Below are 23,527 nucleotides of genomic sequence, written 5' to 3' on the forward strand. Positions count from 1 at the left end.
CTTTACAGCGCGCCCTTCGTGGAGGGGAGGATGCCGGCGGCGCGCGGGTCGCGCTCGGAGGCGTAGCGCAGCGCCCGGGCGAGCGCCTTGAACTGGCACTCCACGATGTGGTGCGCGTTGCGCCCGTAGGGCACGTGCACGTGCAGTGCGATCTGGGCCTGGGCGACGAAGGACTCCAGGATGTGCCGGGTCATCGTCGTGTCGTACTCGCCGATCATCGGCGCCATGTTCTCGGGCTCGGTGTGCACGAGGTACGGGCGGCCCGACAGGTCGACGGTCACCTGGGCGAGGGACTCGTCCAGCGGGACCGTGCAGTTGCCGAAGCGGTAGATGCCCACCTTGTCGCCGAGTGCCTGCTTGAAGGCGGCGCCGAGCGCGAGGGCGGTGTCCTCGATGGTGTGGTGCGAGTCGATGTGCAGGTCGCCCTCGGTCTTCACGGTCAGGTCGAACAGACCGTGCCGGCCGAGCTGGTCGAGCATGTGGTCGTAGAAGCCGACGCCCGTCGACACCTCGACCTTGCCGGACCCGTCGAGATCGATCTCGACGAGGACCGACGTCTCCTTGGTCGTGCGCTCCACTCTTCCGACGCGGCTCATGCGCTCTGCTCCTTCTTCAACTCACGGACCGCGTCCAGGAACGCGTCGTTTTCGGCCGGGGTGCCGGCGGAGACCCGCAGCCATCCCGGTACGCCGTTGTCCCGGACCAGGACGCCCCGGTCGAGGATCTTCTGCCAGGCCTCGTGGGAGCCACCCTCGCCGTCGAATCGCCCGAACTGGACGAAGTTCGCGTCGGACTCGGTCACCTCGTACCCGATCGCACGCAGTTCGGCGACCAGGCGGTCCCGCTCGGCCTTCAGCTGCTCGACGTACCCGAGCAGCGTGTCGGTGTGCTCCAGGGCGGCCAGGGCGGTGGCCTGCGCGACGGCCGACAGGTGGTAGGGCAGCCGTACGAGCTGGACCGCGTCGACGACCGCGGGGTGCGCGGCGAGATAGCCGAGGCGCAGTCCGGCCGCGCCGAACGCCTTCGACATCGTCCGCGACACGACGAGATTCGGCCGGCCTTCGATCAGCGGCAGCAGCGAGTCGCCGTGGCTGAACTCGATGTACGCCTCGTCGACCACGACCATGGACGGCTTGGCGGCCTGCGCGGCCTCGTACAGCGCGAGGACCGTCTCGCGCGGCACCGCGTTGCCCGTGGGGTTGTTCGGGGTGGTGATGAAGACGACGTCCGGGCGGCTCTCGGCGATGGCCCGCTCGGCGGCGGCCCGGTCGATCGTGAAGTCCTCGCCGCGGGGACCCGAGATCCAGGCCGTGCCGGTACCGCGCGCGATGAGCGCGTGCATCGAGTACGAGGGCTCGAAGCCGATCGCCGTACGGCCGGGGCCGCCGAAGGTCTGCAGCAGCTGCTGGATGACCTCGTTCGAGCCGTTGGCCGCCCAGACGTTCTCGACGTCGACCCGGTGGCCGCCGGTCCTCGTCAGGTACTTGGCCAGCTCCGTACGGAGCTCCACCGCGTCGCGGTCGGGGTAGCGGTTGAGGTTGCGGGCGGCCTCGCGGACCCGCTCGGCGATCCGCTCGACGAGCGGTTCGGGCAGCGGGTACGGGTTCTCGTTGGTGTTCAGCCGTACGGGCACGTCGAGTTGGGGCGCGCCGTAGGGGGACTTGCCGCGCAGCTCGTCCCGTACGGGAAGATCGTCGATACCGGTCACTTGCTCTCTGGAACCTTCCACCCGAAACGAGCCTTGATCGCCGCCCCGTGGGCCGGCAGGTCCTCCGCCTCCGCGAGCGTCACCACGTGGTGCGCCACCTCGGCGAGGGCGTCGCGCGTGTAGTCCACGATGTGGATCCCGCGCAGGAAGGACTGGACGCTCAGCCCCGAGGAGTGGCAGGCGCAGCCGCCGGTGGGCAGCACGTGGTTGGAGCCCGCGCAGTAGTCGCCCAGCGACACCGGCGCCCAGGCGCCGACGAAGATCGCGCCCGCGTTCTTCACCCGGTCGGCGACGGCGGCAGCGTCCGCCGTCTGGATCTCCAGGTGCTCGGCGCCGTACGCGTCGACGACCCGCAGGCCCTCGTCCACGCCGTCGACGAGGACGATCGCGGACTGCCTGCCGCTGAGCGCGGGGACGATCCGGTCCTCGATGTGCTTGGTGGCCGCGACCTGCGGCTCCAGCTCCTTCTCGACCGCCTCCGCCAGCTCGACGGAGTCCGTGACGAGGACGGCGGCGGCGAGCGGGTCGTGCTCGGCCTGGCTGATCAGGTCGGAGGCCACGTGCACCGGGTCGGCGGTCTCGTCCGCGAGGATCGCGATCTCGGTGGGACCGGCCTCGGTGTCGATGCCGATCTTGCCCGTGAAATAGCGCTTGGCGGCGGCGACCCAGATGTTGCCGGGACCGGTGACCATGTTGGCGGGCGGGCAGGACTCCGTGCCGTGCGCGAACATCGCGACGGCCTGGGCGCCGCCGACCGCGTACACCTCGTCGATACCGAGGAGGGCGCAGGCGGCGAGGATCGTGGGGTGCGGGAGCCCCCCGAACTCCTTTTGCGGCGGGGAGGCGAGCGCCATGGAGGCGACTCCGGCCTCCTGCGCCGGAACCGCGTTCATGATCACGGACGAGGGGTAGACCGAACGTCCACCGGGCGCGTACAGGCCGACGCGTTCGACCGGCACCCACTTCTCGGTGACCGAGCCGCCCGGCACGACCTGGGTGGTGTGCGCGGCGCGGCGCTGCTCGCGGTGGACCAGGCGGGCGCGGCGGATGGACTCCTCCAGGGCCGCGCGCACGGCCGGGTCGAGCTGTTCCAGGGCCTCGGCGAGGGCCCGGGCCGGAACCCGTACGGATTCCAGCCGCACCCCGTCGAATTTCTCCGCGTAGTCGATCAGCGCCGCGTCGCCACGATGATGCACGGCCTCGCAGATCGGACGCACCTTCTCCAGGGCGGCCTGAACGTCGAAGTCGGCTCGGGGCAGCAGGTCGCGCAGGGCGGAGCCCTCGGGGAGGGCGTCGCCGCGCAGATCGATTCGGGCCATACGAAGAGATTGCAGCACGGTCCCAATTCTCTCAGACGGCGATAAGGCGCCGGACGCCCGTATCAATGGCTGATACAAGCCGTCCCAGGCTCCCCCTGGAGATCTCCGTCACCAATAGCGTTCGACCCGTCACACAGCGGGCATGAACGGCTGTACGAAACCCGCGAGTAGCTGGGGAGGGAGGGACGTGACGTGACCGAGGGTGCCGGCACCCGCGGTGGGGACCTGCCGGACGAGTTGACCGCCGCCGAGGCCGGGATGTGGCAGGCCTTCCGCAACGGCAGCGTGTACGACCTGCGCAGCGGGGACATCACCGTGGACGATCCGCACGGCGGCCATCCCTGGGGGCCCGAGCGCAGTGTCCGGGCCCGGATCGTGGCATGGCTGCTGCTCGACGGGCCGCCCGCCCTCCAGGGCCGGGTCGCCTCCCTGAAGCTGACCGGCGTGCAGATCACGGACGTCCTCGACCTCGCGGGCGGCACGGTGGTGCCGTACGTCGAGCTGAAGGGCTGCCGGTTCGAGAAGGAGATCCTGCTGCCGGAGGCGCACTTCACGACCGTACGTCTGGTCAACTGCTCGGTGCCGCGCCTGGAGGCGGCCCGGGTGCACACCGAGGGCGATCTGCATCTGCCCCGCTGCCGCTTCCACAACGGGGTGCGGCTGACCGACGCGCACATCGGTACGGATCTGCTGCTCAACCAGGCCGTGGTCTACCGGGACCGGCGCGGCCGCTCGCTCACCGGCGACGGCATGACCGTGGGGCAGGACCTGCAGGCCGAGATGCTGGAGTCGCACGGCGAGCTGAGCCTGCGCGGCGCCACCGTCGGTGTCTCGCTCAGCCTGCGCGGCAGCAAGCTGAACAACCCGTACTCCCGGCTCGCCCTGAACGCTCCCCAGCTGACCGTCAACCGCACGCTCTACATGACCCCGGCGGGCCTCGGCAATCCCCTGCTGACCAGCGGCACCACCCCGGCGCGCGGGACGCTGGTGCAGCGCTTCGAGTGCCAGGGCGGGATCCGCCTCGACGACGGACGGTTCGGGGACGCCCTCGACTTCGAGCGGGCCCGTTTCAGCTTCGACGACGACCAGGAGCTGTCCCTGCTGCGGGTGCAGACGCCCGAGCTGCGCTTCCTCGGGGAGCGTCCCGAGCGGGGCAAGGTGGTCCTGTCGGGCGCGCGGATCGTCAATCTCGTCGACCGGGCGGACAGCTGGCCGGGCCCCGGGAACCTCCACATGGGCGGCTTCAGCTACGAGAACCTCGTACCGCAGGGCGGGTTCCCGCTGACCCGGCGCCTGGAGTGGGTGGCGGCGGCGACCGCGGAGTACAGCCCGGAGCCGTACGAGCGGCTGGCCACCGTGCTGCGCGACTCCGGCGAGGACGAGGACGCGCGCGAGGTGCTGCTCGCCAAGCAGCGCCGCCGCCGCGAGACCCTGCCGCTCGCGGCCAAGCTGTGGGGGTACGCGCAGGACTGGACGGTCGCCTACGGGTACCGGCCCGGCCGGGCCGCCCTGTGGATGGCGGTGCTGTGGGCGGCGTCCTCGATCGCCTTCTCGCACGCGACCCACACCCCGGTGAACGGCGGCCATCCGCCGTGGAACGCCGCGCTGTTCGCCCTCGACCTGCTGCTGCCGGTGATCGACCTCGGCCAGGTGGACGTCTGGCAGCTGCGTGGCGCCTGGCAGTGGCTGGCCGCAGTGGTGATCCTCCTGGGCTGGATCCTGGCGACGGCGGTGGCGGCGGGGGCGACGCGGCTGCTGCGCCGCAGCTGAGGGGCCTGCTGGGGCCTGGTGGGGCAGCATCCGGCCATCCTGTTGACAGGTGTTCAATAGTAGAACAACAGTCACTTTTTACTCACCCTTGACCATCTGACATACAACCAAACGAGGGTTACGAAAGTGTCACCGCGCACCCTCTGGTACAGCTCCGACCTGCGGCTTTCAATGGTCGACACCATGGCACTGCTGCGCGCGTTCATCCGTACGGCCCGGATGGTCAAGAACACTTCGCGCCTCGCCGCCGGACTGCCCGCCGACGACGAGGTACTGCTGGACGCCCCGGACGAACGGCTCGCCCCGGCCCTCGTCGCGGCGGCCCGCGGTGAGTACGACATCGCGGCCAAACTGCTCGCCGCCACCCGCGAGGCCGCCGAGTGGGAGAACCGCGACCGGTACGCCAGGCGCCTCGCCGCCTTCGCGCGCACCCGCGACGAATGGCTCCAGTCCTGGCAGAGCGAGTCCCCGCACGACCCGGACGCGCTCCTGGTCAAAGCCGAGCTCGCGGTGCGCCGCTGGTGGGATTCGCCCGCCCGCGCCGAGCTGCTGCGCGAGGTCGGCCCGCTGATCGCCGCCGCGGCCGAGGGCGACCCGCGCGACCCGGTGCCCTGGCGGATCGCGCTCGACCACGCCCGTGGCACCAACACCGGGCACACCGAGTTCGAGAAGCTGTGGGCCGAGGCCGTACGCCGCTCCCCGCACCACTACGGCTGCCATGTGGCCGCCCTGAAGTACCTGTCGGCCGCCTGGTACGGCTCGCACCGCGAGTGCTTCGACTTCGCCGAGCGGGCCGCGCAGGACGCGCTGCCCGGCTCACTCGTACAGGCGCTTCCGGTGCGCGCGGCCTTCGCCTATCTGACCGAGGGCGGCCGGGCCGTGATCCCGCGTGAGCGGCTCGACGAGGCGGCCGACCTCGCGATCGCGGTCTCGGCGGCATACGCGCCCGCCGACCCGTGGCCCGCGGAGGTGCGCAACCTCCTCACCTACGTCCTGATCAGGCTGGAGCGCTGGCAGGACGCCCTGGACCAGCTCCGTCTGATCGGCCCGTACGCGACCTCGTTCCCCTGGGACCGGGTCTCCGACGACCCGCTGGGCCAGTTCCTGGAACTGCGCGACGGAGTCCGTCTGGAGGTCGCCTCGACCATCCCCCTCCATCCACGGAGTGAGCACGGCGGACGCGCTCGCTCCGGCGACCATTAGGCTTTCGCGTCGTGACCACCGTCCGGCTTCCGCTCTTCCCCCTGAACTCAGTACTGTTCCCGGGGCTCGTGCTTCCCCTGAACATTTTCGAGGAGCGCTATCGCGCCATGATGCGCGAACTGCTGAAGACCCCCGAGGACGAACCGCGCCGGTTCGCCGTCGTCGCCATCCGCGACGGCCACGAGGTCGCGCACACCGCACCCGGCATGCCGGACCAGACGGCGCTGCCGCAACGCGGTCCCACGGCCGGGTTCGGCGACGACCCGCTCAAGGCCTTCCACGAGATGGGCTGCGTCGCGGACGCGGCCACCATCCGGGAGCGCGCCGACGGCAGTTTCGAGGTACTGGCCACCGGCACCACACGGGTACGGCTCCTGTCGGTGGACGCCTCCGGGCCGTTCCTGACGGCCGAACTGGAGGAACTTCCGGAGGAACCCGGCGAGGAGGCGGGCGCGCTCGCCGAGGGCGTCCTGCGGGCCTTCCGCCAGTACCAGAAGCGGCTGGCGGGCGCCCGCGAACGCTCACTGTCCACCGGCGCGGACCTGCCGGACGACCCGGCGGTGGTCTCCTACCTGGTGGCGGCCGCCGTGATGCTCGACATCCCGGCCAAGCAGAAGCTGCTCCAGGCCCCCGACACGGCCACCCGCCTCCACGAAGAGCTGAAACTCCTGCGCGCCGAGACCGCCATCATCCGTAATCTGCCGTCGTTGCCGGCGGCGGAACTGACGCGCAACCCGACAAGTCTCAACTGAAGGCCTCGACACCTTGGCGAAGAAGTCGAAGAAGCAGCAGCAGTCCGGGGGAACGCCCGCGACGGTGGCCCTGACGGCGGCGGGCGTCGCGTACACGGTCCACGCCTACGAGCACGACCCCGCGCACCCCTCGTACGGCGAGGAGGCCGCCGAGGCGATGGGCGTCTCTCCCGACCGCGTCTTCAAGACCCTGGTCGCGGACGTGGACGGCTCCCTCGTGGTCGCCGTGGTCCCCGTCGCGGGCTCCCTGGACCTGAAGGCGCTGGCCACGGCGGTGGGCGGCAAGCGCGCCGCCATGGCCGACCCGGCGGCCGCCGAGCGCACCACGGGCTATGTCCGCGGCGGCATCTCCCCCCTGGGCCAGCGCAAGAGACTCCGTACGGTCCTGGACGCCTCGGCCCACCACCACGCCACGATCTGCGTCTCGGCCGGCCGCCGGGGGCTCGAGGTCGAGCTCGCCCCCGACGACCTGGCGCACCTCACGGAAGCGGTGTCCGCGCCGGTCGCCCGTGCGTGACCCCTCGACGGATGCGTCGTCCTGCGTTAAGCACGAGAGGCATGTCGAAACGAACCCGCAAACGCAAGTGGCGCACGAAGAAGGGCCGCTCGAACCACGGCCACCGACCTCCATGACCTATGCGCCCGGCCCCCCGGGGTATGTCCGTCGACTGACGGCCGGCGGGGGCTGAGCGCGCAGTTCCCCGCGCCCCCAAGACGGGGCTCCGCCCCGCATCCCCCACCCACCCGATCCGCTCGGCTGACGGCCGGTGGGGGCTGAGCGCGCAGTTCCCCGCGCCCCTAAGGCGGGGCTTCGCCCCGCATCTTCAGCCCGCCCGGTATTTGGGAACGAGGCCGGAGACCGGAACCCACCCACCCCCCGTCCAACCCACCCACCCCGGCCGGCCGCATCTTCAGCCCGTCCGGCGTTTGAGGACGAGCCCTTCGGGCGATGCGGGGGTCCAGGGGGCGCAGCGCCCCTGGCGGGGGTGAGGGGGCAGAGCCCCTGGGGATGGGACGGGTAGGGGCGGCGGGGGCGAGGAAAGTTGGCCCGTGCCCCCGGTTCAGACCGTCGGAGGCTGCGGCGGGGTCCCGTACGGGCTCGCGTAGGGATCCGGGTCCCGGGGACCGAACAACGCGGTCAGGCCGAGATGAACCACCAGCCCCGCCAGGGACCACGCCAGCAACGCCCCCATCGCCCCGAGCTTCAACGGCGCGGAGAACGTCACCCCCTTGCCGACCTGCTTGGCATGGGCGACCACGTTCTGCGTCGGCCCGAGCCAGATCCCGATCCGCCAGGCGAGCAGCGACCCGAGCAGACCCCCCACCGCCAGCGCGACAACGAGCGGCACACCCCCACGCCGCCGCACCAGAAACACCACCACCGCACTGACCGCACCGAACGCCAACGCGAGCAGCGTAAATGTCCCGTCGACCCCGATGGCCTGCTCACCCTCGGTGTCCTTCAGATACACCGCACTGTCGTCCGCGATCAGCGGCACATGCGGCGCCAGCCACCACCACAGCACACCGAGCAGCACACCCGCCACCGCCACCGCCACCGTGACGACGACGGCCTCCAGCACTTCGGTCTTCATCCCGGGCCCGTCCGGTTCGTACCCGACGGTCCCCGAGACGCCCCCGGCGGGCGGAGCCTGCCAGGCATGGGCGTCGTCGGACGGCGGTTGATGCGGCGGCGGAGGCGGAGTCAGCGGTGCGGTCACACTGACATCGTGCCAGGCCCGGCTGTCGGCCGCGTCACCGGACGGCCGCCCGGCGGTACGCCCAGGTCGCCACCGCCAGCGAGGCCACCCCCACGCCCGCGCAGACGGCGAGGTCACCGACGACGAAGGCCCAGTCGGGGTGCGCCCCGAAGCTCCGCGCGAAGGCCTCGACGCCGTAGGTGGAGGGCAGCAGATCACGGGCGTACTGCACCACCGTAGGCAGCCGGTCCGCCGGCAGCACCCCGAGCAACAGCGCCGCCGACATCCCCAACTGCCCGAGCAGCGTGGCGAGTTCGGGCCGAGGCGCGAGCAGTCCGAGCGCCGCCCCGAGCCCGGCGAGCGCGGCGCCCGCGAGCGGGATCACCGCGACGAGCACCCACAGATGCGCCATCGGCAGCCCGAAAAGGACACAGCCGACGACGGCGGTGACCACGGTCCCGGGCACGGTGAAGGAGGCGTACGCGCCCGCGACACCGAGCACGACGGCGGCCGGCGGCACCGGCAGGGTCGCGTAGTGGTCGAGCCCGCCGCCGGCCCGCAGCTGTCCGAAGTACTGCGCCAACAGGTTGAGCCCTACGAAGGCGACGACCAGGACCGACGCCCCGGCCACGATGGACCGGGCCTCGCCCCCGCCGTCCACCACGCCACGCATCATGACCATGATGCCGACGGACTGGACCGTGGCCACGAACAGCAGCGGAATCCGCGCCACGCGCGCGCGGGAGAGCTGGGCCCGGTACATGGCGGCGAGGGACGGCCACAGCCGCGCCCGCGGCCCGAGTTCGGCGGCGTCAACGGCGTCCTCGGCCACGGACAGCGCACTGCCCGGCAGCACCTCAGCGGGTACGACACTCACGTCGAGCTGCTCCTCTTCACTCCGGCAGCCGTCCTGCTCCTGTTTCCGACGCCCATTGCCACGCCGATTCCCACGCCGCTTGCCACACCCACGACGCCCCTCCCCGTCCGTACAGACTCCCCTACGGATTCCAGACCCCGCGCGCTCACGCCTTCACCAACCCCTGCGCGTTGCCGCCGAGCGCGAGGTACACGTCCTCCAGGCTCGGCGTGGCCAGTGTGAAGTCGTCGAGCGCGGCGAACGCGGCGCCTCCGGTGACCGTGGCGACGGCCGCGCGGGCCTCCTCCGGGGCGAGCCGCAGGGTCCAGCGGCGGCCCGACTCGACCGCCCGGGCGCGCAGCGCGGCGACCTCGGGCACGTCCAGCGGGGCGCTCTCGCGCCAGACGAGTTCGACCCGCACCTCGCCCGCGACCCGCTCCTTCAGCCCGGCCGGCGTGTCGCAGGCGATGACGCGGCCCCGGTCGAGGACGGCGACCCGGTCGAGCACGGTCTCGGCCTCGATGACGTTGTGGGTGACCAGCAGCACGGTGGCGCCGTGCTCGGCCCGGCGCCGGTCGACGGCGGACCACACGGCCCGCCGGGCCACGGGGTCCATGCCGGTGGTCGGCTCGTCGAGGACGAGCAGCGGCCGCTGCCCGACCAGCGCGGCGGCGAAGCAGGCCAGCCGCCGCTGTCCGCCGGACAGCTTCTTCAGGGGGCGGGAGGCGATCGGGGTGAGGCCCAGCTCCTCGAGCACGGCGTCCCGCTCCGCCCGCGCCTCGCGCAGTTCGAGCCCGCGCAGCCGCCCGGTCGTCTCCGCGGCCAGCGACACGGTCAGCTCGTCGAGGGCGGTGGACTCCTGCCCGAGGTAGGCGAGGATGCGCGCCGCCCGCTCGGGGTGACGCACGATGTCGTGCCCGAGGATCTCGACACTGCCGCTGTCGGGGCGCATGAGCCCGGTCAGCTGGCGTACGAGGGTGGACTTCCCGGCGCCGTTCGGCCCGAGCAGGCCGAAGATCTCGCCGCGCCGGATGTCCAGCCGTACCCCGTCGGTGGCCCTCACCTCGGGCGTACCGGGGCTGCCACGGCGTCCGCGGACGGCCGGGTAGGTCTTGGTCAGCGCGCGCACCGAGCACACGACATCGCCCCTGTGCCCGTTCCGGACTGCCTGTGCCGTGCGCGTACTCACGAGGGACGAGCCTACGGGGTCCGATGCCCCGTTATGCGCCCGGGGCCCTCGCCTCAGCCGGTCCACGAGCCGTCCTGGACCGGGTCTCCAAGGTCTGGCGCGCCGAAGACGCGCCCTCACCCACCCGCACCCGAGCAGCACACCCGGGGTCCGACCGCTCCCCCGGCTCACTCCCCGGCAGGGGCATGCTCCGCCGCCGTACGCACATCGATCTCCCGCCAGAACCCGGCCCTGATCGCATACCGGTCGTGCTCGTCGATCTGGTCGTCCTTGTGGGCGAGCAGTCCGAAGCGCGCCGCGTAACGCAGCAGCTCACCGTCCACACGATGCGGTACCCGCGGGTACATCGTGGACAGCTTCTGCAGATGGCTCGGGTCGGTGAGCCGCTCCATCCAGCGGCGCGCGAAGACCTGCCCCACCTCGTACGGATCGCCGCCGACCGTGGTGATGTCCTCCTCGCGGTCGGCCCAGCGCTGCTCGGCGGAGGTGAGCTGGGCGAGCGTGGGCAGTGCGGCGGCCTCCGTGGACTCCGTGGCGCCCCCGGGGCGTTCGATCCACCCCTTGTCGGACGACCACCGCAGCGTCGCGCTCGCGGGGTGCTGGGGGGCCTGGACGCCCGGTGCGCGCAGTGCGGCGAGGTCCTTCGGCGTGGGCACGCCCTTGGGGGCGGGAACCCGCTCCTCGGACCCGTTCTGCGACTCGGCGGCGGGGCTGTGCTCCGCGGTCTCGGAGGGCCGCTCGGCCGCACCGGCGAGCGACGAGTCGGGCAGCGGCGCGGAGAGGATCGCGGCGATCTCGGGGCGCGGCACGGGCTGCGGCGCGCAGATCCCGCCGAGGTCCTTGGCCCGTACGGCCTTGGTGATCCACGCCCGGTCCAGCACCCGGCGCTCGTCGGCCTCGGCGACCAGGTCCTCGGACTGGTTGTAGTCGCCGTCCGCGGCCTGCACGGCCCACAGGTGTACGGCGACGCCGTGCTCCTTGGCGGCCATCATGCCCGGCAGCAGGTCCCCGTCGCCGGTCACCAGGACCACGTCGGAGCAGGCGCGGTTGCGAGCCAGCTCGGTCAGCTCGGCGTGCATGGCGGCGTCGACACCCTTCTGCGCCCACCGCCCGTCGCTGCGGGTCAGCGCGCCGAGGCGCACCGTGACCCGTGGCATCACGCGCAGCCGGCGGTGCTCCGGTTGCGGTACGCGGTCGGGTGCGCCGTCGAACCAGTAGATGCGCAGCAGGGGCCGCTCCGTGTCGGACTCGGCGCGCTCGCGCAGGCCCTGGATGAGGGCGGCGTGGTCGACGGTGATCCGGGATCGCGAAGGCTCCCCGGCGAGGAGACTGGCAGCAGCCCCGAGCAGATACCCGGCGTCCACCAGGACGATGCAGCGGTCCACGCGGTCCACCCTCTTTCCGGTTCCGGGAGGTTTGCTTCGGGCTTCCTTCGAGTCTGCCCGACGGCGCGGAGGTTAACGGCCCGAACTCGATCTTCGGCGTGGCGAATCGGGGGATAACGCTCCGACAGGGCTTATTACGCACGGTAATTCTCCGAAATGCACTGCTTGTCAGGCTATGTGAATGTGAATCTGGATCCGGCCCTGACCCCTAGGGCCCCACAGGAGGCAATCACCATGGCCAAGAACAAGAACCGCAAGCAGGGCGGCCAGCAGGACCGCTCCTCGCAGGCCGAGCGTGCGCATGAGCAGGCGCAGCGGTCCTCGACGGAGGCTCACACGCCGATGTCGCAGGCGCAGGGCAGCCCCGCGGACGTCGCCCGCAAGCACCAGAAGCGCTTCGGCCACAACTGAGGCCACGCGTAAGGGCTGTCGAAGCCCAGGCACACACCGAGGGGCGCATCCGGCAACGGATGCGCCCCTCGCGTACATCATCTGATCCTGTCGGCTGATCCCGTCAGCCCGCGAGGCAGGACGGGCCCAGCAGCACCTTCAAGTCACCGAACAGCGCCGGATCCGGCTTCACCCGGTGCCGGTCGAGCCGCAGCACGGTGGTCTTGCGCGGGCCCTGGAGCCTGATGCGCACCTCGCTCTCGCCCTTGTGGTGGCTGAGGATCTCGCCGAGACGGCTCACCATCGGCGGGGTGACCTTCAGCGCCGGGATCGTGAGGATCACGGGTGCGTTGGTGCCCGCGTTCGACAGGTCGGGGACCTGAAGCTCCATCGCGACCAGCCGCGGCACGTCCTCGCGCTTGTCGAGGCGGCCCTTGACGAAGACGACCGCGTCCTCGACGAGTTGGGTCGACACCAGCTGGTACGTCGCCGGGAAGAACATGCACTCGATGGAACCGGCCAGGTCCTCCACCGTGGCGATCGCCCAGGCGTTGCCCTGCTTGGTCATCTTGCGCTGGAGGCCCGAGATGATGCCGCCGATGGTGACGACCGCGCCGTCCGCGTGCTCACCTCCGGTGAGCTGGGAGATGCCCGCGTCGGCCTTGTCGGACAGCACGTGCTCCAGGCCGAAGAGCGGGTGGTCGGAGACGTACAGACCGAGCATCTCCCGCTCCTGGGCGAGCAGATAGGCCTTGTCCCACTCGTCGGTGGTGAACTCCACGTCGAGTCCGAAGCCGGGCTCGCTGGTGTCCTCGTCGCCCATGCCCCCGAAGAGGTCGAACTGGCCCTCGGCCTCCTTGCGCTTGACCTGCACCACGTTGTCGATCATCGGCTCGAACTGCGCGGTGAGGCCCTTGCGGGTGTGCCCCATGGTGTCGAACGCGCCCGCCTTGATCAGCGACTCCGTGGTTCGCTTGTTGCAGGCGACGGCCTCGACCTTGTCGAGGTAGTCCGGGAAGGAGGCGTACTTCCCCTTGGCCTTGCGGCTCTTGATGATCGACTCGACGACGTTCGTGCCGACGTTGCGGACGGCGGAGAGGCCGAAGAGGATCACGTCGTCGCCCTGGGCGGCGAAGTTCTGCTCCGACTCGTTGACGTTGGGCGGCAGCACCTTGATGCCCATGCGCCGGCACTCGTTCAGATAGATCGCGGACTTGTCCTTGTCGTCCTTGACCGAGGTGAGCAGGCCCGCCATGTACTCGGCGGGGTAGTTCGCCTTCAGGTAGGCGGTCCAGTACGAGACCAGTCCGTACGCGGCCGAGTGGGCCTTGTTGAAGGCGTAGCCGGCGAAGGGCACCAGCACGTCCCACAGGGCTTGGATCGCCTCGTCGCTGTAGCCGTTCTTCTGGGCACCGGCCTGGAAGATGGTGAAGTTCTTCGCCAGTTCGTCGGGCTTCTTCTTGCCCATCACGCGGCGCAGGATGTCGGCCTCGCCGAGCGAGTACCCGGCGATGATCTGGGCGGCCTTCTGCACCTGCTCCTGGTACACGATCAGGCCGTAGGTGACCGCCAGAACCTCCTGGAGGGGCTCCTCCAGCTCCTTGTGGATCGGCGTGATCTCCTGCAGGCCGTTCTTGCGGAGCGCGTAGTTCGTGTGCGAGTCCATGCCCATCGGGCCGGGACGGTAGAGCGCCGAGACGGCGGAGATGTCTTCGAAGTTGTCGGGCTTCATCAGGCGCAGCAGCGAGCGCATGGGGCCGCCGTCGAACTGGAAGACGCCGAGGGTCTCGCCGCGCTGGAGCAGTTCGAAGGTCGTCGGATCGTCGAGCGGGAGGGCCAGCAGGTCGAGGTCGACGCCCTTGTTGGACTTCACCATCTTGACGGCGTCGTCCATGATCGTCAGGTTGCGCAGGCCGAGGAAGTCCATCTTCAGCAGGCCGAGCGACTCGCACTGCGGGTAGTCCCACTGTGTGATGGTCACGCCGTCGGTGTGCCGCACCCAGACCGGGGCGTGGTCGACGATGGGCTCGCTGGACATGATGACGCCGGCGGCGTGCACGCCCATCTGCCGGACCAGGCCCTCGACGCCCTTGGCGGTGTCGATGACCTTCTTCACGTCCGGCTCGTTCTCGTACATCGCGCGGATCTCGCCGGCCTCGCTGTAGCGCGGATGCGAGGAGTCGGTGATGCCGCTGAGGTCGATGCCCTTGCCGAGGACGTCGGCGGGCATCGCCTTGGTGAGGCGGTCGCCCATGGCGTACGGGTAGCCCAGGACGCGCGCGGAGTCCTTGATGGCGTTCTTCGCCTTGATCTTGCCGTAGGTGCCGATCATGGCGACCTTGTCGGCGCCGTACTTCTCGGTCACGTACCTGATCACTTCGACGCGCCTGCGCTCGTCGAAGTCGATGTCGACGTCGGGCATGGAGACGCGCTCGGGGTTCAGGAACCGCTCGAAGATCAGACCGTGCGGGATCGGGTCGAGGTCGGTGATGCCCATGGCGTACGCGACGATCGAACCGGCCGCCGAGCCACGGCCCGGGCCCACGGCGATGCCCTGCTTCTTGGCCCACATGATGAAGTCGGCGACGACGAGGAAGTACCCCGGGAACCCCATCTGGATGATGACGTCCATCTCGTACTCGACCTGCTTCTGCCGGTCCTCGGGGACGCCGCCCGGGAAGCGGCGCTCCATGCCGAGGCGCACCTCCTCCTTGAACCAGGTGACCTCGGTGAACCCCTCGGGGATGTCGAATTTCGGCATGAGGTTCTTCGCCTCGAACATGCCGGTCGTGTCGATCTGTTCGGCGACCAGGAGGGTGTTGCGGCAGCCCTCCTGCCAGGCGTCCGAGGAGTCCACGGCGTACATCTCGTCCGTCGACTTCAGGTAGTAGCCGGTGCCGTCGAACCGGAAGCGGTCCGGGTCGGAGAGGTTCTTGCCGGTCTGGATGCACAGCAGGGCGTCGTGGGCGGTCGCCTCGTGCGCGTACGTGTAGTGCGAGTCGTTCGTCACCAGGGGCGGGATGCCGAGCTTCTTGCCGATCTCCAGGAGCCCGTCACGGACCCGGCGCTCGATCTCGATGCCGTGGTCCATCAGTTCCAGGAAGTAGCGGTCCTTGCCGAAGATGTCCTGGTACTCGGCGGCCGCCTTCAGTGCTTCGTCGTACTGGCCGAGGCGCAGGCGGGTCTGGAGCTCGCCGGAGGGGCAGCCGGTGGAGGCGATGAGCCCCTCGGACCACTGGGAGATGGTCTCCTTGTCCATCCGGGGCCACTTCTGGAGCCAGCCCTCGGCGTACGCGTCCGAGGAGAGCTTGAAGAGGTTGTGCAGGCCGGTCCGGTTCGCCGCCCAGATCGTCTTGTGCGTGTAACCACCCGAACCGGACACGTCGTCGCGCTTCTGGTGCGGCTGGCCCCACTGGATCTTGCGCTTGTTGCGCCGGGACTCGGGGGCGACGTACGCCTCGATGCCGATGATCGGTGTGACGCCCGCCTTCTTCGCCGTGTGGAAGAAGTCGTAGGCCCCGTGAAGGTTGCCATGGTCACTCATGGCGATGTGCGTCATGCCCATTTCATTGCAGGCGTTGAACATGTCCTTGAGCCGCGCGGCACCGTCCAGCAGCGAGTACTGGGTGTGGACGTGCAGGTGCGTGAACGGCGGCTTTGACACGGCTTCGGCCTCCAAGAAGAACAATCGTCGACAGGCTGCGGACAGTCTGGGGGGACAGCGTCGAAGTCTATGACGCGCCACTGACACTGGAGACGAACACTGGGCGCGAAGCGCCTCGATGAGGGGCGGTGGTCTGGTGACGGGCGGGCCGATCACCCGTACCTTCATCCGGGGCGCGGGGCACGCGCGCGTACCGTTCGTCCCCGGTGCGCGGGCACTCCCGCGTACCTTCGTCCGTTGGGAGAGGACGGAAGCAACCGTCCCGGCGGACGGACACGTCCTTCCCCCATGTCAAGCACCACCTGCACCAGGAGGCACCCAGCGATGTCGGTCCCGCAGCTCAGCGCCGAGCAACGCGGCGAGCAGATCCTCGCCGTCTTCGACACCGCCTTCGGCGAGCTCCTGGCCGCCGACCCGGCCGCGTTCCGCGTCAAGTTCCGCAAGATGGCGGCCTCCGCCTTCGCGTTCTACCGGGGCACGGCGGGCCTCTTCTACCACGACCTCACCGCGGAGATCGGGTTCGGGCCGAGGCGCGGCGGACCGTACCTGGACGAGCGCACCTCCCGCGTGTGGATCCACGGCGACCTGCACGCCGAGAACTTCGGCACGTACATGGACGCCAACGGCCGCCTGATCTTCAACGTGAACGACTTTGACGAGGCGTACGTCGGCCCCTTCACCTGGGACCTCAAGCGCTTCGCCGCCTCCGTGGCCCTCATCGGGTACGCGAAGGCGCTCAGTGACGACCAGATCACCGAGCTGGTCAAGGTGTACGCCGGCGCATACCGCGAGCGCATCCACGCCCTGGCCACCGGCGCCAAGAGCGACGAGGTGCCGCCCTTCACCCTGGACACGGCCGAGGGCCCGCTCCTGGACGCGCTGCGTGACGCCCGCTCGCTGACCCGCTTCGGGCTGCTCGACTCGATGACCGAGATCCGCGACTTCGAGCGCCGCTTCGCGCCCGGCGGCGGCTCCATCGAGCTCGACGCGGCCACCCGCTACAAGGTGCTCGCGGCCTTCGACGGGTACCTGGAGACGCTCCCCGAGTCCTCCCTGACCCGCCCGGACTCCTACCGGGTGAAGGACGTCGTCGGCCGCCGCGGCATCGGCATCGGCTCCGCCGGGCTGCCTTCGTACAACATCCTTCTGGAGGGCAACAGCGACGCCCTGGAGAACGATGTCGTGATCTACATCAAGCAGGCCCAGACCCCGGCCGTCTCCCGGCACATCACGGACTCCTCGATCCGCGAGTACTTCCAGCACGAGGGCCACCGCACGGTGATCTCCCAGCGCGCCCTGCAGGCGCACGCCGACCCGTGGCTGGGCTGGACCGAGCTGGACGGCGCCGGCCAGCTGGTCGCCGAGGTCTCGCCGTACGCGGTGGACCTGGACTGGGGCGACATCGACGACCCGGAGGAGATCGCCTCGGTCGTCGCCGACCTCGGCCGGGCCACGGCCACCATGCACGCCGCGGCCGACGACGAGAGCGGCCACTCGGAGCTGGTCCCGTTCTCCACCGAGCGGGCCATCGACGCGGCGATCGCCGCCGACGAGGACGGCTTCTCGGGCCTCCTGGTGGACTTCGCGCACAGCTACGGCGCACGCGCGCGTGCCGACCACCAGATCTTCGTCGACCTGTTCCGCAACGGCCGGATCCCGGGCCTGTAGGCACCCCGGACGACGGACCCACAACGCTCCCGTAACACATAGGAACCCTTTAGGGGGCCCTTACGGGAGCACGTGGGACACTCGGCTCCGCTATGGACATATCCGGGACCCAGCTCAGAGCCGTGCGCGCGGCGCTGTTCACGGCTGTCGTCGTGACGCTCTCCACCGCGTCGCACGTACTGCTGTCCCGGGTCCCGCTGCCGCTGGGCACCATGGCGGCGATCGCCGCGGCCGTCTTCGTCATCGCGTACGCGCTGGCGGGCCGCGAGCGCGGCTTCGGCCGGATCGCCGCCCTGCTCATCCCGCTGGAGCTGACCGCCGACACCGTGTTCACCACGGGCCAGCACGTCTGTTACGGCAGGGCGGGCGGCCCCGTCGCGGGCCCGCTGCGCTCGGTCGGCTTCGACGTGCTGTGCGGCGGCGGCAGCGTGGGCACCCCGCTGGCCCATGTGACCGGCGGCAGCGGCGACCGTGCCGCCACCCTGCTCGCGCAGACCGACCCGGCCGCCGCCTGGCTGCTGCTCGCCGCCCATGTCGGCGTCGGGCTGCTCGCGGCCGCCTGGCTGCGCCGCGGCGACCGCGCCCTGGACCAGCTGCTGCGCGCGGTGGCCGCGGCCACCTTCCGGCCCCTGCTGATCGCGGTCGCCGCGGTGACCGTACGGCTCGCCCCGGTACGCCGGCTGCCGCGCCCCGCGCGCCGGAGCACGGGCGCCCGCACCCGCCTGTTCGTGCACTCCCTGGGACGGCGTGGACCGCCGCTCTCGGCCGCTTTCGCCTGAGCCCTCGCTTCTGCGCGACAGCCCTTGAGCACCAGCGGTCCCCCATACGTATTCCGCGTACGACGTGTGCGCGTCCCCCTTGGAGATCACCAACATGAGCAAGCGAAACAGCCAGGCGTCGAAGACGGCGGCCCGGGAGAAGCTGCGCCTCGAGCGCGAGCGCCAGGCCAAGCGCGACAAGGTCAAGCGCCAGGCCATCGTGGCCGGCTCCATCGTCGCCGTCCTCGCGATAGCCGGCGGCGTCGGCTACGCGGTCGTGCAGAACAACAAGCCGAGCTACTGGGCGGGCCTGAAGGACGCCAAGGTCGTCGCCCCGGCCAACACCACCGGCACCAAGGGCACCACCGTCGTCATCGGCAAGAGCACCGCCAAGAAGACCCTCAAGGTCTACGAGGACCCGCGCTGCCCGGTCTGCGCCCAGTTCGAGCAGACCGTCGGCTCGACCGTGAAGAAGGACATCGACGACGGCAAGTTCAAGTTCCAGTACGTCGGCGCCACGTTCATCGACGACAAGGACAACGGCCAGGGCTCCAAGAACGCGCTGAGCGCCCTGGGCGCCGCGCTGAACGTCAGCTCCGAGGCGTTCCTCGAGTACAAGACCGCGCTGTACTCGACGAAGTGGCACCCGGACGAGACGACCGACAAGTTCAAGGACGACGCCTACCTCCTCAAGGCCGCAGACACCGTTCCCGCGCTGAAGGGCAACACCGCGTTCCAGAACGCGGTGAAGAAGGGCACCTACGACGCCTGGGCGATGGCCATGTCGAAGACCTTCGACGACAACAAGGAGGGCGTGACCGGCACCCCGGGCTTCGTCATGGACGGCAAGCAGCTCAACGGCGGCACCCCGCTCCTGACGGTGGCCGACTTCGACAAGGTGGTGGACGCGGCTCTCAAGGGCTGACGCCGACGGGGAATTCGGCCTCCGCGTGAAGAGCGGGCGAACTTTCGAGGTTCGCCCGCTCTCGCGCGTACCGATCAGTAACCTGTTCGGTCGTGACCAGTCGATACAGATCATCCGAGGCGTTCCAGGGACTCAACTCTCCCTCGCCGCGCCGCCGTACGGTCGTCAAGGCCGCGGCGGCGACCGCTGTCCTGGCCGGCCCGCTCGCCGCCGCCCTGCCGGCCCGCGCCGCCGCGGACGCCCCCGCCTTCCTGCACGGCATCGCCTCCGGCGACCCGCTCCCGGACGGCATCCTGCTGTGGACCCGGGTGACGCCCACCCCCGCGGCGATACCCGGCTCCGGCGTCGGCCCCGACACCGAAGTCAGCTGGACCGTCGCCAAGGACAAGGCGTTCACCACGATCGTCTCCAAGGGCTCCCTCACCGCGACGGCCGCGTCCGACCACACCGTGAAGGCGGACATCCGCGGCCTGGAACCGGCCACGGACTACTGGTTCCGCTTCTCCGCGGGCGGCACCGACTCGCCCGTCGCCCGCACCCGCACCGCCCCGGCCGCCAATGCCGCCGTGGCGGGCCTGCGCTTCGGCGTCGTCACCTGCGCCAACTGGGAGGCGGGCTACTTCTCGTCGTACCGCCATCTCGCGGCCCGGAACGACCTGGACGCCTGGCTGCATCTCGGGGACTACATCTACGAGTACAAGTCCGGCGAGTACGCGGCGCGCGGCACGGTCGTCCGGCCGCACTCCCCCGCTAACGAGATCATCACCCTCGCCGACTACCGCACCCGGCACGGCAAGTACAAGACCGACCCGGACCTCCAGGCCCTGCACCACAAGGCGCCGGTCGTGGCGATCTGGGACGACCACGAGTTCGCCGACAACGCCTGGTCGGGCGGCGCGGTCAACCACACCGAGGGCGCCGAGGGCACCTGGACGGCACGTCAGGCCGCCGCGAAGCAGGCCTACTTCGAGTGGATGCCGGTACGTCCGGCGATCGAGGGCACCACCTACCGCCGGCTGCGCTTCGGCAAGCTCGCCGACCTCTCCCTGCTCGACCTGCGGTCCTTCCGTTCCCAGCAGGCGTCCACGGCCAGCGGCACGGTCGACGACCCCGACCGTACGATCACGGGCCGGGCCCAGCTCGACTGGCTGAAGGCCGGACTGAAGGCGTCCGACACCACCTGGCGGCTGGTCGGCAACTCGGTGATGATCGCGCCGTTCGTCATCGGCTCGCTCACCGCCGACCTGCTCAAGCCGCTCGCCAAGCTGCTGGACCTGCCGCAGAACGGCATCGGCGTCAACACCGACCAGTGGGACGGCTACACCGACGACCGCCGTGAACTCCTCGCCCATCTGCGCTCGAACGCGATCGGCAACACGGTGTTCCTCACCGGCGACATCCACATGTCCTGGGCCAACGACGTGCCGGTGGACGCCGGGACGTACCCGCTGTCCGCGTCGGCCGCCACCGAGTTCGTGATCACCTCGGTGACCTCGGACAACCTCGACGACATCGTGAAGGTCCCCGAGGGCACGGTCTCCGCGATTGCCGCCCCGCTCATCCAGATCGCCAACCGGCACGTCCATTGGGTCGACACCGACCGCCACGGATACGGCGTCCTGGACATCACCGCCGACCGCGCGCAGATGGACTACTACGTCCTGTCCGACCGCACGAACGCCAACGCGACCTCGTCCTGGGCTCGTTCGTACCGCACGCGCACCGGCACCCAGAAGGTCGAGCGCACCTACGACCCGGTATAGAAATCAATTCCGGGCGTGGGAAAGATCTTGATAGCGTCGGGCGCGTTATCTGATCGTCATACCGACGGCCTGTCAGTTCGCTCACGATTGGAGTCACATGGCCACCCCCCAAAGTGTCCTGACGAAGACCGCAGTGCTCGGCGCCGCCCTGGCCCTCGCCGGACTCACCGCCACATCCGCCGAGGCGCAGGAAGCCACGGCGGCAGCGGCACCGGCGTTCGTCAACCTGACCACGGCGGAAAGCTCTCCCATATACGCCCAGCCCACTTCCTCGTCGACGAGGTACCACACGGAGCCGCGGGGCACGACCCTGCGGATCCAGTGCTCGACCACCAAGACCCCCTCGGGGGAACGGTGGTTCAGGATCTACGACTCCCAGCCGACGGCCTGGGTGTGGTCCGGTCACTTCCCGTCGCAGGTGCACCCGCCCAAGGAGTGCTTCCCGGGCTAGGGTCTGCGACGTTCCACGACGCCGGTAGTCGCAGTTGACCGAGGTTGAACAGACAGGCCCGGGTCATCCAACAGATGGCCCGGGCCCGTCTGTTGGAAGCCTGTCGCCCCGGCGCGGCGGAGCGCTACAGCGAGTCAAGGAAGCCGAGCGCCACCCGCCAGGTGGCCTCGGCGGCCTCCTCGTCGTAGTCGGGCAGGTCGGGGTCGGTGTAAAGGTGCCCGGCACCCGCGTACCGGTAGATCTCCACGTCCGCCCCCGCCCGCTGCATCTGCAGGTACCAGGCGCTCAGCCAGTCGTCCGTCTCGAACGGGTCCGGCTCCGCGACGTGCAGCTGGACCGGCAGCTCGTCCACCGACGCGCTCTCGGCGATGTCCGACGTGCCGTGCAGGAGCAGCAGCCCAAGGGCCTTCTCGTCGCCGAGCGCCAGGGTCTGCGCGATGGAGGCGCCGAGCGAGAACCCCGCGTACACCAGGCCGCGCTCGGAGTAGGGAGCGGCGGCCAGGACGGCGCGTCTGAGCAGCTCCTCCTTGCCGATCCCGTCGTTGAAGGCCATGCCCTCCTCCACGGTCTCGAAGGTGCGGCCCTCGAAGAGGTCCGGCGTCCACACCTCGTGCCCCGCGGCACGCAGCCGGTCGGCCGCCGCGCGCACCGCGGGCCGGGGCCCGTAGGTCGAGTGAAAGAGCATGATGTTCATGCGCCCCATGGTGCCAGCCAGGACTGACAGCCCCGGATCGAGGCCCGGGGACCAGGGCGACATGTTCAGGGCGGCCCCAAGCCGGTTACGGTCTCAGGCATGGAGAACGTACTGCGTCCCCTGATCGTCGTCGGTGGCTCGGTCGTGCTCACGCTGCTCATCGGATGGGCCGTGGATCGCGTACTGCGCAAGGCCGACGCCCGACACCAAGAGACCTCCCTGTGGGGCCTGCTGCGCCGCGCACGGGTCCCCTTCCAGCTCGTGCTGTTCGCCGCCCTGCTACGTGGCTCGTACGACCAGGCGAAGCTGCTCGTGGAACACCGGGTCGGCGTCGGCCGCACCCTGACCCTGATCCTCATCGGGTCCGCCGCGTGGCTCGTGATCCGCATCGCGACGGCGATCGTCGAGACCTCCTACACCCGCTATGCGAACGCCCACCGCGACCCGGCGCGGGTCCGCCGGGTGCGCACGCAAGTGACGCTGATCCAACGGGTGGTGTCCGCGATCGTCGCCGTGGTGGCCGTCGCCTCGATGCTGCTCACCTTCCCCGCGATGCGCGCGGCCGGTGCCTCGCTGCTGGCCTCGGCCGGCATCCTCGGCATCGTCGCCGGTGTCGCCGCCCAGTCCACGCTGGCGAATCTCTTCGCCGGGCTGCAGATCGCCTTCGGCGACATGGTGCGCCTCGGTGACACGGTCGTGGTGGACGGCGAGTGGGGCACCGTCGAGGAGATCACACTGACGTTCCTGACGGTACGCACGTGGGACGAGCGCCGGATCACGATGCCGGTCTCGTACTTCACGTCCAAGCCCTTCGAGAACTGGTCCCGCGGCACCCCCCAGATGACCGGCATCGTCTTCTTCCACGTCGATCACTCGGCACCCGTCGAGGCGATGCGCGAGCAGCTCCGCGACATCCTGCGTGAGTGCCCGGCCTGGGACGGCCGCGACTACGGCCTCGCCGTCACCGACTCCACCCCCAACACCATGCAGGTGCGCGCCCTGGTGACCGCGAAGGACGCGGACGACATCTGGACGGTACGGGTCACGGTGCGCGAGCGCATGATCCGCTGGCTCACCGACGTACACCCCTACGCCCTCCCCCGCGTCAACACGGCCGAGGCGATCCTGCCCCTGAGCTGGCCCAACGGCCGCCCCCACCGCCCGGACCACGACGACACCGACGGCGCGATATCCGCCCCCACGACCCCCTACACCCCCGACCCCCCACGAACAGGCCCAGGCCGAAGCTGACCCCCCGGGCCCCACCCCGCACCGCCCGCAGGCCGCGCAGAGTATCCGTATGTCTCTATGTCTCTTGTCTCTATGTCTCTC

20 protein-coding genes are annotated in these 23,527 nt (G+C 70.3%); 11 read left to right on the plus strand and 9 right to left on the minus strand.

Annotated features, from left to right (window positions below; translation table 11 throughout):
• Positions 1 to 2: 2 nt before the first annotated feature.
• Genes hisB through hisD form a run of 3 tightly spaced genes read right to left on the minus strand, consistent with a single transcriptional unit; the run spans position 3 to position 3,027 of the window.
• Entirely contained in the window at positions 3 to 596 is a 594-nt protein-coding gene (gene hisB / locus OG798_RS17315; RefSeq protein ID WP_054217455.1) for an imidazoleglycerol-phosphate dehydratase HisB, read from the minus strand.
• Positions 593 to 1,708 (minus strand): histidinol-phosphate transaminase, encoded by a 1,116-nt coding sequence (locus OG798_RS17320; RefSeq protein WP_095855181.1) that lies wholly within the window; start codon positions 1,706 to 1,708, stop codon positions 593 to 595. The genes hisB and OG798_RS17320 overlap by 4 nt, the downstream gene beginning before the upstream one ends.
• Positions 1,705 to 3,027: a histidinol dehydrogenase gene (hisD, locus tag OG798_RS17325; RefSeq protein ID WP_095855180.1), complete on the minus strand. Its 1,323-nt coding sequence runs from the start codon at positions 3,025 to 3,027 to the stop codon at positions 1,705 to 1,707. Before hisD ends, OG798_RS17320 begins: the two co-directional genes overlap by 4 nt.
• Before the next feature lie 192 nt (positions 3,028 to 3,219).
• Here hisD and OG798_RS17330 point away from each other — a divergent pair, with 192 nt between their 5' ends.
• The 4 genes from OG798_RS17330 to ybaK all read left to right on the plus strand — a co-directional run bounded on the left by OG798_RS17330 (position 3,220) and on the right by ybaK (position 7,269).
• Positions 3,220 to 4,797, plus strand: coding sequence for an oxidoreductase (locus OG798_RS17330; protein WP_328757285.1), 1,578 nt, complete (start codon positions 3,220 to 3,222; stop codon positions 4,795 to 4,797).
• A gap of 171 nt (positions 4,798 to 4,968) precedes the next feature.
• Positions 4,969 to 6,000, plus strand: coding sequence for a hypothetical protein (locus OG798_RS17335; RefSeq protein WP_443054186.1), 1,032 nt, complete (start codon positions 4,969 to 4,971; stop codon positions 5,998 to 6,000).
• A gap of 11 nt (positions 6,001 to 6,011) precedes the next feature.
• Entirely contained in the window at positions 6,012 to 6,752 is a 741-nt protein-coding gene (locus OG798_RS17340; RefSeq protein ID WP_095855178.1) for an LON peptidase substrate-binding domain-containing protein, read from the plus strand.
• A gap of 13 nt (positions 6,753 to 6,765) precedes the next feature.
• Complete coding sequence (gene ybaK / locus OG798_RS17345; protein WP_054231469.1) at positions 6,766 to 7,269, plus strand: Cys-tRNA(Pro) deacylase; 504 nt, start codon at positions 6,766 to 6,768, stop codon at positions 7,267 to 7,269.
• A gap of 544 nt (positions 7,270 to 7,813) precedes the next feature.
• Here the strand turns inward: ybaK and OG798_RS17350 are convergent.
• From OG798_RS17350 to OG798_RS17365, 4 genes are all read right to left on the minus strand, one after another.
• Positions 7,814 to 8,473, minus strand: coding sequence for an AAA family ATPase (locus OG798_RS17350; RefSeq protein WP_328757286.1), 660 nt, complete (start codon positions 8,471 to 8,473; stop codon positions 7,814 to 7,816).
• A 34-nt stretch (positions 8,474 to 8,507) separates the two neighbouring features.
• Positions 8,508 to 9,329 (minus strand): ABC transporter permease, encoded by an 822-nt coding sequence (locus OG798_RS17355; RefSeq protein ID WP_095855176.1) that lies wholly within the window; start codon positions 9,327 to 9,329, stop codon positions 8,508 to 8,510.
• A 145-nt stretch (positions 9,330 to 9,474) separates the two neighbouring features.
• Positions 9,475 to 10,497: an ABC transporter ATP-binding protein gene (locus OG798_RS17360; RefSeq protein ID WP_267061511.1), complete on the minus strand. Its 1,023-nt coding sequence runs from the start codon at positions 10,495 to 10,497 to the stop codon at positions 9,475 to 9,477.
• 167 nt (positions 10,498 to 10,664) lie between these two features.
• Positions 10,665 to 11,882 carry an NYN domain-containing protein gene (locus tag OG798_RS17365; protein WP_095858144.1) on the minus strand — a complete coding sequence of 406 codons (1,218 nt, stop codon included), beginning with the start codon at positions 11,880 to 11,882 and terminating at the stop codon, positions 10,665 to 10,667.
• A 234-nt stretch (positions 11,883 to 12,116) separates the two neighbouring features.
• Here OG798_RS17365 and OG798_RS17370 point away from each other — a divergent pair, with 234 nt between their 5' ends.
• Entirely contained in the window at positions 12,117 to 12,293 is a 177-nt protein-coding gene (locus tag OG798_RS17370) for a hypothetical protein (protein WP_168490584.1), read from the plus strand.
• A gap of 103 nt (positions 12,294 to 12,396) precedes the next feature.
• On the opposite strand, the gene dnaE is transcribed toward OG798_RS17370, so the two are convergent.
• Positions 12,397 to 15,936 carry a DNA polymerase III subunit alpha gene (gene dnaE, locus OG798_RS17375; protein ID WP_095858143.1) on the minus strand — a complete coding sequence of 1,180 codons (3,540 nt, stop codon included), beginning with the start codon at positions 15,934 to 15,936 and terminating at the stop codon, positions 12,397 to 12,399.
• Between the two features lie 324 nt (positions 15,937 to 16,260).
• Here dnaE and OG798_RS17380 point away from each other — a divergent pair, with 324 nt between their 5' ends.
• From OG798_RS17380 to OG798_RS17400, 5 genes are all read left to right on the plus strand, one after another.
• Positions 16,261 to 17,604 carry a DUF2252 domain-containing protein gene (locus OG798_RS17380; protein ID WP_095855174.1) on the plus strand — a complete coding sequence of 448 codons (1,344 nt, stop codon included), beginning with the start codon at positions 16,261 to 16,263 and terminating at the stop codon, positions 17,602 to 17,604.
• A 92-nt stretch (positions 17,605 to 17,696) separates the two neighbouring features.
• Entirely contained in the window at positions 17,697 to 18,383 is a 687-nt protein-coding gene (locus OG798_RS17385; RefSeq protein WP_328757287.1) for a hypothetical protein, read from the plus strand.
• A 94-nt stretch (positions 18,384 to 18,477) separates the two neighbouring features.
• A complete protein-coding gene (locus tag OG798_RS17390) occupies positions 18,478 to 19,287 on the plus strand; it encodes a thioredoxin domain-containing protein (protein ID WP_097227650.1) in 810 nt (269 codons plus the stop codon).
• Between the two features lie 92 nt (positions 19,288 to 19,379).
• Positions 19,380 to 21,050, plus strand: coding sequence for an alkaline phosphatase D family protein (locus tag OG798_RS17395; RefSeq protein ID WP_328757288.1), 1,671 nt, complete (start codon positions 19,380 to 19,382; stop codon positions 21,048 to 21,050).
• A 97-nt stretch (positions 21,051 to 21,147) separates the two neighbouring features.
• Positions 21,148 to 21,501: a hypothetical protein gene (locus tag OG798_RS17400; RefSeq protein WP_095855171.1), complete on the plus strand. Its 354-nt coding sequence runs from the start codon at positions 21,148 to 21,150 to the stop codon at positions 21,499 to 21,501.
• Between the two features lie 124 nt (positions 21,502 to 21,625).
• Here the strand turns inward: OG798_RS17400 and OG798_RS17405 are convergent, their stop codons facing one another.
• Entirely contained in the window at positions 21,626 to 22,195 is a 570-nt protein-coding gene (locus OG798_RS17405; protein ID WP_095858141.1) for a dienelactone hydrolase family protein, read from the minus strand.
• A 99-nt stretch (positions 22,196 to 22,294) separates the two neighbouring features.
• On the opposite strand from OG798_RS17405, the gene OG798_RS17410 reads away from it, so the two are divergent.
• Positions 22,295 to 23,446, plus strand: coding sequence for a mechanosensitive ion channel family protein (locus OG798_RS17410; protein ID WP_097226192.1), 1,152 nt, complete (start codon positions 22,295 to 22,297; stop codon positions 23,444 to 23,446).
• Positions 23,447 to 23,527 lie beyond the last annotated feature (81 nt).

It is taken from the genome of Streptomyces sp. NBC_00271 (genome assembly GCF_036178845.1).
GTDB lineage: Bacteria > Actinomycetota > Actinomycetes > Streptomycetales > Streptomycetaceae > Streptomyces.